This is a genomic window from Blastomonas sp. UPD001, from assembly GCF_003426715.1.
Lineage (GTDB): Bacteria > Pseudomonadota > Alphaproteobacteria > Sphingomonadales > Sphingomonadaceae > Blastomonas.
The window spans coordinates 1-568 of sequence record NZ_QKVT01000088.1 but is presented as its reverse complement, the minus strand read 5'-3'; the positions used below and the strand labels follow the sequence as shown (position 1 = coordinate 568).

The 568-nt window shown below is 68.3% G+C and carries 1 protein-coding gene; it reads left to right on the top strand.

What is annotated here, in order from left to right:
- On the top strand, positions 1-568 hold a 568-nt coding region (locus tag DM995_RS18950), incomplete at both ends, for a DUF2332 family protein (RefSeq protein ID WP_116970682.1).

Below are 568 nucleotides of genomic sequence, written 5' to 3'. Positions count from 1 at the left end.
CCGTGATCGCAAGCTGGCCCGGCGACCGTGCTGCGGCAGCGCTTGCGATGCGGCTGAACGGTGTGTTGCATGCCGTGGCGCGGCGCGGCATCGTGCCCGAGCTCAGCGCGCTGTACCGGGGCGAGCATGCCGATTACGACCGCGCGCTCGCGGCTGCGCTGTCGCAATGCGACGGCTTCATCCTGCAATGGCTGCGCGACCCCACCCAGACCAATGAGGTCGGACGATCGGCTGCGCTGATGTCGGCGCTGATGATCGCCGCGGACAAATTCGGCCTCCCCTTCGAGCTGCTCGAACTCGGCACCAGCTGCGGCCTGAACCTCAATCTCGGTCGCTATGGCTTCGATCTGGGGGGCACTCGTGTCGGCGACCAGGCTTCCGCGCTGCAGATCGCACCCGAATGGCGCGGCCCGCGCCCGGTGGCGGCACCGGTCGAAATCCTCTCAGCCTGCGGTGCCGATCTGCACCCGCTCGACGCGCAGGATGCCGATAGCCGCGAACGGCTGCTCGCCTTTATCTGGGCCGATCAGCGCCATCGGATCGAGCGGCTCGAGCGCGCGCTCGATAT